At 65.5% G+C, this 9,668-nt stretch carries 12 protein-coding genes; 4 read left to right on the forward strand and 8 right to left on the reverse strand.

What is annotated here, in order from left to right:
- Positions 1 to 299, reverse strand: a 299-nt coding sequence (locus tag V6M48_RS02135) for a VOC family protein (protein ID WP_332810875.1), incomplete at its 3' end; no start/stop codon positions are given.
- 143 nt (positions 300 to 442) lie between these two features.
- Between V6M48_RS02135 and V6M48_RS02140 the strand changes: the two genes are divergently transcribed.
- The 3 genes from V6M48_RS02140 to bktB all read left to right on the forward strand — a co-directional run bounded on the left by V6M48_RS02140 (position 443) and on the right by bktB (position 3,470).
- Positions 443 to 1,075, forward strand: coding sequence for a malonic semialdehyde reductase (locus V6M48_RS02140; protein WP_332810876.1), 633 nt, complete (start codon positions 443 to 445; stop codon positions 1,073 to 1,075).
- Positions 1,076 to 1,301: 226 nt separating this feature from the next.
- Complete coding sequence (locus tag V6M48_RS02145) at positions 1,302 to 2,237, forward strand: electron transfer flavoprotein subunit alpha/FixB family protein (protein WP_332810877.1); 936 nt, start codon at positions 1,302 to 1,304, stop codon at positions 2,235 to 2,237.
- Between the two features lie 54 nt (positions 2,238 to 2,291).
- Positions 2,292 to 3,470 (forward strand): beta-ketothiolase BktB, encoded by a 1,179-nt coding sequence (gene bktB / locus V6M48_RS02150; RefSeq protein WP_332810878.1) that lies wholly within the window; start codon positions 2,292 to 2,294, stop codon positions 3,468 to 3,470.
- A gap of 77 nt (positions 3,471 to 3,547) precedes the next feature.
- Here bktB and V6M48_RS02155 read toward each other — a convergent pair whose 3' ends face one another.
- Both V6M48_RS02155 and V6M48_RS02160 read right to left on the reverse strand, forming a co-directional pair.
- Complete coding sequence (locus tag V6M48_RS02155; protein WP_332810879.1) at positions 3,548 to 3,865, reverse strand: helix-turn-helix domain-containing protein; 318 nt, start codon at positions 3,863 to 3,865, stop codon at positions 3,548 to 3,550.
- Entirely contained in the window at positions 3,849 to 4,271 is a 423-nt protein-coding gene (locus tag V6M48_RS02160; RefSeq protein WP_332810880.1) for a type II toxin-antitoxin system RelE/ParE family toxin, read from the reverse strand. Before V6M48_RS02160 ends, V6M48_RS02155 begins: the two co-directional genes overlap by 17 nt.
- 56 nt (positions 4,272 to 4,327) lie before the next feature.
- Here V6M48_RS02160 and V6M48_RS02165 point away from each other — a divergent pair, with 56 nt between their 5' ends.
- Positions 4,328 to 4,996: a phytanoyl-CoA dioxygenase family protein gene (locus tag V6M48_RS02165; protein ID WP_332810881.1), complete on the forward strand. Its 669-nt coding sequence runs from the start codon at positions 4,328 to 4,330 to the stop codon at positions 4,994 to 4,996.
- A 142-nt stretch (positions 4,997 to 5,138) separates the two neighbouring features.
- On the opposite strand, the gene mmsB is transcribed toward V6M48_RS02165, so the two are convergent.
- The 5 genes from mmsB to V6M48_RS02190 all read right to left on the reverse strand — a co-directional run.
- Positions 5,139 to 6,026: a 3-hydroxyisobutyrate dehydrogenase gene (gene mmsB, locus V6M48_RS02170; RefSeq protein WP_332810882.1), complete on the reverse strand. Its 888-nt coding sequence runs from the start codon at positions 6,024 to 6,026 to the stop codon at positions 5,139 to 5,141.
- Positions 6,027 to 6,105: 79 nt separating this feature from the next.
- The gene (locus V6M48_RS02175) at positions 6,106 to 6,879 is read right to left on the reverse strand and encodes an enoyl-CoA hydratase (RefSeq protein WP_332810883.1); all 774 of its coding nucleotides are present in this window, start codon (positions 6,877 to 6,879) and stop codon (positions 6,106 to 6,108) included.
- A complete protein-coding gene (locus V6M48_RS02180) occupies positions 6,876 to 7,967 on the reverse strand; it encodes an enoyl-CoA hydratase/isomerase family protein (protein ID WP_332810884.1) in 1,092 nt (363 codons plus the stop codon). The genes V6M48_RS02175 and V6M48_RS02180 overlap by 4 nt, the downstream gene beginning before the upstream one ends.
- Positions 7,964 to 9,106, reverse strand: coding sequence for an acyl-CoA dehydrogenase family protein (locus V6M48_RS02185; protein ID WP_332810885.1), 1,143 nt, complete (start codon positions 9,104 to 9,106; stop codon positions 7,964 to 7,966). The genes V6M48_RS02180 and V6M48_RS02185 overlap by 4 nt, the downstream gene beginning before the upstream one ends.
- Before the next feature lie 10 nt (positions 9,107 to 9,116).
- The coding region (locus V6M48_RS02190; protein WP_332810886.1) for an aldehyde dehydrogenase family protein at positions 9,117 to 9,668 on the reverse strand (552 nt) is incomplete at its 5' end.

Here is a 9,668-nt window from a genome sequence, read left to right on the forward strand (position 1 = left end):
CCGCGCGGGCCCGGAGCGCCCTCGTCGGTGCCGCCGAGCGCGATCGCCTTGGCATGGAAGGCGGCCATCTGGTCGAGGTCCTTCATCGCAAAGCCGACCATCGTGCCATTGCCGACCGTGGCGGCGTTGCCGTCATAGGGGCCGAGCACGCCGAACATCCCCTGCTTGTCGCCGCCGTAAAGCCGACCTCCCGACTGGTGGTCGAACAATTTGCTCATCCCGATCACGCCGAGAAGCTCGTCGTAGAAGGCAACGGCTTTGGGTAGGTTGTTGGAGCCAACCGTGGCATAACTGACCATCATTCTCTCCTTGCTGCAAAATGCCGGTTGGGGAGCGCCGAATCTCTGGTCCGTTCTTTCACCCCCGGCTTGCCTTGCTTGACCCAATTCACCCGATGACGCTAGCCGCAACGACACGCGCGCAGAACAGCGAAGGACAAACGATGCCCGATGACCAGCCCCAAGCTGCGGCGGCCCCGAGTTCCGGGGCCGAATCGTTCGGCGAACATCAGCTGGACCGGCTGTTCCGCACGGCGCGCACGCGCAACGCCTGGCTCGATCGTCCGCTCGGCGACGACCAGCTTCGCGCGCTGTACGAGCTCGCGAAATGGGGGCCGACCACCGCCAACTCGAACCCGGCGCGGTTCGTGTTCCTGCGGTCCGAGGAGGCGAAGCAAAGGCTGAAGCCGCATCTCTCCTCGGGCAATGTCGACAAGACGATGAGCGCGCCCTGCTGCGTGATCGTTGCCTACGACACCCGCTTCCACGAATTGATGCCCAAGCTCTTTCCAAGCCGCAACATGGGCAAGATGTTCGAGGATGACGACTCGCTTGCGCAGGAGACCGCGTTTCGTGCCTCGACGCTCCAGGGCGGCTATCTGATCATGGCGGCGCGCGCGCTCGGCCTCGACGCCGGGCCGATGTCCGGCTTCAATCCGGCCGGCGTCGATGGCGAATTCTTCCCGGATGGGCGCTGGAAATCGAATTTCCTGTGCAATATCGGCTATGGCAGCGAAGAAGGCCTGTTCCCGCGCAACCCCCGACTCGATTTCGACGAGGCGTGCCGGATCTTGTGAGTCGCGCAAAACCACTCGCGCCCGATAGACCCAGGTCTAGACCTTATTGTTTCAGGCTGAATTAGCGTGAAACGTGAATCAAGGTCTCAACACTTGAGGTGAGCCTGATTGACGCTTTCGGCGGACGCGCAAAGCGCTTCCACCTCAGAGGATCAGGCTCTAGGGCGTCGCTGCTTAACCCTTGCTTGGCCGATCCGCATCGGCCGCCTGACGAATGGAGCCGTGGATGAAAGTGCTGGTGTGGGTCGAACATGAAGCCGGTCAGATGAAGGACGCGACCCTGTCCGCAGTGACGGCTGCTACGCAGCTCGGCGATGTCCATCTGCTCGTCGCCGGCGAGGGCGTCGGCGCGGTCGCCGAAGCCGCCGCCAAAATTGTCGGTGTCGGCAAGGTCCACGTCGCCGATGCTCCCGCTTATGCGCATGCGCTGCCCGAGAATGTCGCGCCGCTGATCGTCGAGCTGATGGGCCACCACGATGCGTTCGTCGCGCCCGCGACCACCACCGGAAAGAATATCGCGCCGCGAGTCGCCGCCCTGCTCGACGTCATGCAGATCAGCGACACGCTCTCGATCGAGGACGAGAATACGTTCACCCGCCCGATCTATGCCGGCAACGCCATCGCGACGGTCAAATCGAGCGATGCCAAGAAGGTGCTGACCGTCCGCGGCACCGCTTTCGCCAAGGCCGATGCCGAGGGGGGCGCGGCGACGATCGAGCCGGTGACCGCAGCCGGCGCCGGCGACAATGGCCTTTCGAGCTTCGTCGGGGCCGAGATCGCGGCGAACGAGCGTCCGGAGCTGACCAGCGCCAAGATCATCGTCTCGGGCGGGCGCGCGCTGGGATCGTCCGAGCAATTCCACGCAACGATCGATCCGCTGGCGGACAAATTGGGTGCCGCGGTCGGCGCGAGCCGGGCGGCGGTCGACGCGGGCTATGCGCCGAACGATTATCAGGTCGGCCAGACCGGCAAGATCGTCGCTCCCGAAGTCTATATCGCGGTCGGCATCTCGGGCGCGATCCAGCATCTCGCCGGAATGAAGGATTCCAAGGTGATCGTCGCGATCAACAAGGATGAGGACGCGCCGATCTTCCAGGTCGCCGACCTCGGCCTGGTCGGGGACCTATTCAAGCTGGTGCCGGAACTGACACAGAAATTGTGATCACGCGCCGCCCGTCGATACGGCGGATGCGGCGAAGCTGAAAGAGACTGCCAGGTGGAACCAATCTACATCGTTTCAGGCGCCCGCACCGCGATCGGCACGTTCGGCGGCAGCCTCAAGGACTTCGCGCCGGCCGAGCTCGGCGCGCGCGTGATCGCCGAAGCGGCACAGCGCGGCGGCGTCGCCCTGGACCGGGTGCAGCATGTCGTGCTCGGCCAGGTCATCCAGACCATACCCAAGGACGCCTATCTCGCGCGAGTCGCCGCGGTCAACGCCGGCATCCCGGTCGAAGCCGGCGCGCTGACCCTCAACCGGCTGTGCGGCTCGGGGCTGCAGGCGATCATCTCGGCCGCGCAGATGATCGCGCTTGGCGATTGCGACGTCGCCATCGGCGGCGGCGCGGAAGTGATGAGCCGTTCGCCGCATGTCGTCTCCGCCGTCCGCTTCGGTGCGAAAATGGGTTCGGTCGAGATGGTCGACGCGATGATCGACGCGCTCCACGACCCGTTCGAGAATATCCACATGGGCATCACCGCCGAGAATATCGCGACCGAGCATCAGATCAGCCGCGAGACCCAGGATGCCGTCGCCGTCGAGAGCCACGCGCGCGCCGCCCGCGCGCAGGCCGAGGGCCGGTTCAAGGACCAGATCCTGCCGATCGAGATCAAGGAGCGCAAAGGCAGCCGGATGTTCGATGCCGACGAACACGTCCGCAGCGATGCGACGATCGAGGGCATGGCCGCGCTTCGCCCGGCGTTCAAGAAGGACGGCAGCGTCACCGCCGGCAACGCCTCGGGCATCAACGACGGCGCGGCCGCGGTCGTCCTGGCGTCCGCGCGTGCGGTCGAAGAGCAGGGCCTGACGCCCATGGCGCGGATCCTCGGCTGGGGCCATGCCGGAGTCGAGCCGCGCGTGATGGGTCTCGGCCCGATCAAGGCGGTCCCGGCCGCGCTCGCGCGCGCCGGCGTCAGCCTCGACGAGATCGACGTAATCGAATCGAACGAGGCTTTCGCCGCGCAGGCCTGCGCGGTCGCGCAGAGCCTCGGCTTCGACCCGGAAAAGGTGAACCGCAACGGCTCGGGCATCTCGCTCGGCCACCCGATCGGCGCGACCGGCGCGATCCTGACGGTCAAGACGCTCTACGAGCTCGAGCGGATCGGCGGCCGCTACGGCCTGATCACGATGTGCATCGGCGGCGGCCAGGGCATCGCGATGGTGGTCGAGCGGGTTTGATCGAGGCGGTGAGCCAAGCGAACATCTGGACCTACGACGGGGTCGCGGAAGCAAGCTCGAGCTGACGTGAAATCACTCTATGCGACCGCAGCCAAGCCCTTGCGCTGGATGATCGAGAGCAAGCGCAACGCCGGGCCACCGGGCCGCTTCTTACCCCGCTCCCAGTCGGAGACGAGGTTCTTCGAGACGTTGAGATAGCGGGCGAACACCGGCTGCGAGACGTGCTGCGCCTCGCGGATCGCCTTGATCTCTGCTGGCAGCAGCGGTGTCGCCGGGGCGAGGCACGTCTCGTCGAATTCGCGCAGCGTCCGCTTGTCGATGGCTCCGGCCTCATGGAGTCCTTCCATCATCTCGTGGACGGCGGCGAGCGCCTCGCTTTTATAGGTCCTGGGCATCGTCATTGACCTCGAACATTCTTCCTTCATGCACTTCGCGATCGATCTGCTCCTGCGTCAGCGCGAGCACGATCTTTGCGGCCTGCTTGTAGGTCCGCAGCTCAACCGCGCTGAGGTCGGCCTTGTCGCTCTTGGCAAACCCAAAGGCGAATATGGCCCGCTGCTCACGGCGGAAAAAGACCAAAGTGCGATAGCCGCCAGACTTGCCTCCACCTTCACGCGCCACGCGCTGCTTGATGAGGCCTCCGCCGAGATCGGCGTCGGTCAGGCCGCGATTGGCCTGATCGATGGCCGCGACAAGCGTCGCATTGCTGATCCCTTCCCGGTTTGCGAATTTCGCGAACCAGCGGTTCGTGTAGATTCGGGTTCGCCGCTCACCGGACATTGAGACGTGGATCACTATCATACTTTGTGTTATGGGTCAAAGAGGTGCATTCTGCTCCGACCCCGAGGCAGCGATAGATGACATTGACCTTCGCCCGCGACGGAGCTGAACTGCACACGGACGCTATCGATGCGATCACGTTGGATCACCTCGGGGGCTGCCTGGCTCACCTTCCGACCGACAAGCCTGGCATCAGGCTGCACGGGCTGGATGGATTACCGCGGCTTCTCGCCCCGACTGGCCCCGTCGGCAAGATTGCACGTACCGTGCTCGGCGCGGACCACCGGCCCGTACGGGCCCTCCTCTTTGACAAGTCCCCCGCGACGAATTGGGCCCTCTGCTGGCATCAGGACCGCACCATCGCCGTCGCCGAACGGATTGAGGTACACGGGTTTCGGAATTGGAACGTCAAAGCGCAGATGATCCACGTAGAGCCGCCTTGGTCCGTGCTGGAGCGGATGGTAACCTTGCGGGTCCATCTTGACGCCGTGCCAGCGAACAACGCGCCGCTCTTGATCGCTCCCGGGTCTCATCGGCTCGGGCCTATCCCCGAGAGGCACATCGCTAGCGTGGTCGGGAAACTTGGGACCGCCGCGTGCCTGGCAGAGGCCGGCGACGTGTGGGTGTATGCGACACCAGTGCTCCACGCGTCCGAGCGGGCGACGAGCGGTGGCAGGCGGCGCGTGTTGCAGGTGGATTTTGCCGTCGAAGACTTGTCAGGCGGGCTGCGGTGGCTGGGAGTCTGATCGCGCCGTCGTATCGATGGAGTGGGTGCCGCGGGCAGGTTAGCGGCGCGTAGGATCCAGAACGCCCAAGCCACATCTTTTTGGCTTGGCACTGTCGAGGTCAGCGCTCGTCGCTCGTCGCCCGACGAAACATTCCTCTGCCCTAATCCGCCTTCTCGGCGATCATCCTGATGATCGCCGAGAAATCCTTGCCGTCGCCGCCGAGCTCGAGGAAGCGGGTGTAGAGCTCCTCGGCGTGGCTGCCCATCGGCGTATAAGCGTCGACGCTCTCGGCCGCTTCCATCGCCAGCCGCAGGTCCTTGAGCATCAGCGCGGTCGCGAAGCCGCCCTCGTAATTGCGGTCGGCCGGAGTCTCGGGCCCGACGCCGGGGACCGGGCAATAGCTGGTCATCGACCAATTCTGGCCCGACGCCTGGCTCGAGATGTTGAAGAAGGTCTGCAGGTCGAGGCCGAGCTTTTCGGCGAGCACGAACGTCTCGCACGTCGCGATCATCGACGCGCCGAGCAGCATGTTGTTGCAGATCTTGGCGGCCTGGCCCGCGCCGGGCCCGCCGGCGTGGATCACCGCCTTGCCCATCAGCTCGAGATAGGGCCGCGCCTTGGCGAAGCCGTCTTCGCTGCCGCCGACCATGAAGGTCAGTGTCCCGGCATCGGCCGCGGCGATGCCGCCTGAGACCGGCGCATCGACCATCTCATAGCCCTGCGCGCGCGCCTTCGCGCTCTCCTCGCGGGCGGTGGTGACGTCGATCGTCGAGCAATCGATCAGGATCGCGTCCGTGGGAGCCTTGCCGAACACGCTCGCGTCATAGACGTCGCGGACGTGCTTGCCGGCGGGAAGCATCGTCACGACGGCGTCGGCGTCGGCGACGGCCTCGGCGGCGGAAGCGACCGCCGAGCACCCCTTTTCGCGCGCCCGCTCGAGCGCGTCGGCGGAAAGATCGAACGCCCGCACGTCATGGCCGCCCTTGGCGAGGTTCGCCGCCATTCCGCCGCCCATGTTGCCGAGCCCGATGAATGCTACCCGTGCCATGCCAATCCTCTCAATCGCGCCAATTGCGTACGCATATTCTCAATTCGTCGCGTTGGTGCGCAGCCGCCTGTCGGCGTGATCAGCGCCCCTTCCACTCGGCCTTTCGCTTGGCGACGAACGCCGCCATCCCTTCCTTCTGGTCCTCGCTGCCGAACAAGGCGTGGAACAGCCGCCGCTCGAACGCGAGGCCCTGGGCAAGGCTGGTCTCGTCGGCGGCGTTGACCATTTCCTTGTTCGCCATCGCCGCGAGCGGACTCATCCCCGCGATCGTCTCGGCGGTCTTGAGCGCTTCCTCGACGAGGCTCGCGGCCGGGACGACCCGCGCGACCAGCCCCGAGCGCTCGGCTTCCTCGGCGCCCATCATCCGCCCGGTCAGGCACATCTCCATCGCCTTGGCCTTGCCAACCGCGCGCGTCAGCCGCTGCGATCCGCCCATGCCGGGCGCGACGCCGAGCTTGATCTCGGGCTGGCCGAACTGGGCGTTGTCGGCAGCGATGATGAAATCGGCCATCATTGCGAACTCGCAGCCGCCGCCGAGCGCGTAGCCGGCCACCGCCGCGATCCACGGCTTGCGCGTCGCGGTCACTTTGTCCCAGGCCTGGAAGTAATTGGACCGGTACATTTCGGCGAAGCTCTTGTCGCTCATCTCCTTGATGTCGGCCCCGGCGGCGAACGCCTTCTCGCTGCCGGTCACGACCGCGCAGCGCTGACTCTCGTCGGACTCATAAGCGGCGAACACATCGATCATCTCGGCAAGGACGGTACTGTTGAGCGCATTCAACGCCTGCGGCCGGTTGAGTGTGATCAAGGTCACCGCCCCGCGCTGCTCGACCAGGATCGTTTCATAGCTCATCGCGGTGCCCTTTTTGCTATTTGGCTTTTTTCGGTTTGGCCGTCATTCGAGAGCGGCGTCCATTGCTCTTCCTCGGGCAACGGCGCGAAGATCGTGTCGATCATGTGGTCGCTGACGCCCTCGGGCGACGCCGGGTCCCATTTCGGCGCCTGATCCTTGTCGATCACCACCGCACGCACGCCTTCGACGAAGTCCGGCCGCTGCACGATACGGGTGACCACCGCATATTCCTGGCGCATCTCGTCGGCGAAATCCTGCATCTTCGCGCCGTTGGCGAGCAGGCGCAGCGTGACCTTGCACGACAGAGGGCTTTTCGACCTTACGGTCGCAAGCTCGGTCTCCGCCCACTCGCTGCCCTCGGTGTCGAGCGCCTCGATGACGTCCTCGAGCCGGTCCGAGGCGAAGCCCTTGTTGATGTGGACGAGATTGTCGGCGATGCGCGCGGCGGGCGGCTTGACGCTCGCCGTACCGAGGATGCCCTCTGCGCGCTCCGGCCGTGCGGCGATCTGCTCCTTCACCTCGTCGAGCGCGGCGTGCGGCAGATAATGGGTGGCGATGCCGAGATAATGGCATTCGGCGCCGTCGAGCCTCGCCCCGGTCAGCCCGAGGAACTGGCCGACCCTCCCCGGCAGACGCGACAGGAACCAGCCGCCCCCGACGTCCGGAAACAGGCCGATCGCGGTTTCGGGCATCGCGAAGCGCGTGTTCTCGGCCGCGACGCGGTAGGTGCAGGGCAGCGAGATGCCGCCGCCGCCGCCCATCACGATGCCGTCGATGAATGCCACCGTGGGCTTGCGGTAGGTGAACAGCAGATGGTTGAGGCGATATTCCTCGCGGAAGAAGGCGCGCGCCGCAACACCGTCGGAGGCCGCGCTGGCGGCGATCGCGCGGACGTCGCCGCCCGCGCAGAAGCCGCGCCCGACGGCATGGTCGATCATCACCGCCTTGACGGTCGGATTGTCGGCCCATTCGGTCAGCGCCGCGATCATCGCGCTGCACATGTCGGTGGTCAGCGCGTGCAGCGCTTCGGGACGATTGAGCCTGATCCGCCCGACCTTGCCTTCGATCTCGATGATCAGGTCGCTCATTGGCGAAGCATGTCCCGGGCGATGATGACTCGCATGATCTGGTTGGTTCCTTCCAGGATCGAATGGACTCGCAGGTCGCGCCAGAAACGCTCGATCGGATAGTCCATCAAATAGCCGTAGCCGCCATGGAGTTGCAGCGCACGATCGACGACCGAGCTGCCGGTGTCGGTCGCGAGCCGCTTGGCCATCGCCGCGAAGCGGGTCTTGTCCGGAGCATTGTCGCTAACCTTCACGGCCGCCGCATAGAGCAAGGTGCGCGCCGCCTGAAGCTCGGTTTCCATGTCGGCCAATGTGAACTGGGTTGCCTGGAAGTCGGCGATCGCCTGGCCGAACTGCTTGCGATCCTTGGTGTAGGCAACCGATTCGTCGAGGCAGCGCTGGCCGCCACCCAGCGAGCAGGCGCCGATGTTGATCCGGCCGCCGTCAAGCCCGGCCATGGCGATGCGGAAGCCCTCGCCTTCGCCGCCGACCAGGTTTTCGACAGGGACGCGAACCTCGTCGAAATTGACCTGCGCGGTCGGCTGAGAATGCCAGCCGAGCTTGCGCTCCTGCGCGCCGAAGCTGACGCCCGGCATGTCCTTTTCGATCACCAGGCACGAAATGCCCTTCGCGCCGTCGTCGCTGGTGCGCACCATCGTCACATAGAGCTCGTTCTCGCCGCCGCCCGAGATGAAGGCCTTCGAGCCGCTGACGACATAATATTCGCCGTCCCTCACCGCCTTGGTCTTGAGCGCCGCCGCGTCGGAGCCGGAGCCGGGCTCAGTCAGGCAATAGCTCGCCATCGCCTCCATCGTCACCAGCGCCGGCAGATATTTGGCCTTGACCGCAGCGCTGCCGAAGCGGTCGATCATCCACGCCGACATATTGTGGATCGAGATGAACGCCGAGGTCGAAGGATCGCCATAAGCCATCGCTTCCATCACCAGCGCCGCCTCGAGCCGCCCCAGCCCGATCCCGCCGCTCTCCTCCGACACATAGATCGCGCCGAAGCCGAGCTCCGCCGCCTGCCGGATCACGTCGCGCGGGAAGATGTATTTCTCGTCCCATTCGGCCGCATGCGGCGTGATCGCGTCGGCGGTGAACTGCCGCGCCATCTCCTGGATCTGGCGCTGTTCGTCGGTGAGGTCGAACTGGGTCATCGGCGCTCCCTTACCCCATGGTGGGAATGACGAAAGCATTCTCGCCGGTGACCGAGCCGTCGGGCCAGCGCTGGGTCACGGTCTTGGTCTTGGTCCAGAAGCGGACGCCCTCCATGCCGTGCTGGTTGATGTCGCCGAAGCCCGAGCGCTTCCAACCGCCGAACGTGTGATAGGCGACCGGCACCGGGATCGGCACGTTGATCCCGACCATGCCGACATTGACCCGGCTGGCGAACTCGCGCGCGGCGTGGCCGTTGCGGGTGAAGATCGCGACGCCATTGCCATATTGGTGGTCCGACGGGAGCCGCAACGCTTCCTCGAAGCTGTCGGCGCGCACGATCTGCAGCACCGGCCCGAAGATCTCCTCCTGATAGGCGCGGTGGTTCGGCTTGACCTGGTCGAACAAGGTCGGGCCGATGAAGAAGCCTTCTTCATGGCCCTGCAGCGCGAAGCCGCGGCCGTCGACGACCAGCTCGGCGCCTTCGTCGATGCCCAGCTGGATATAGTCCTCGATGCGCTTGCGGTGCGCGGCATTGACCACCGGGCCGTAATGGGCATCGGC

Origin of the sequence: Sphingomonas sp. (assembly GCF_036677245.1) — a bacterium.
Taxonomy (GTDB): Bacteria; Pseudomonadota; Alphaproteobacteria; order Sphingomonadales; family Sphingomonadaceae; genus Allosphingosinicella.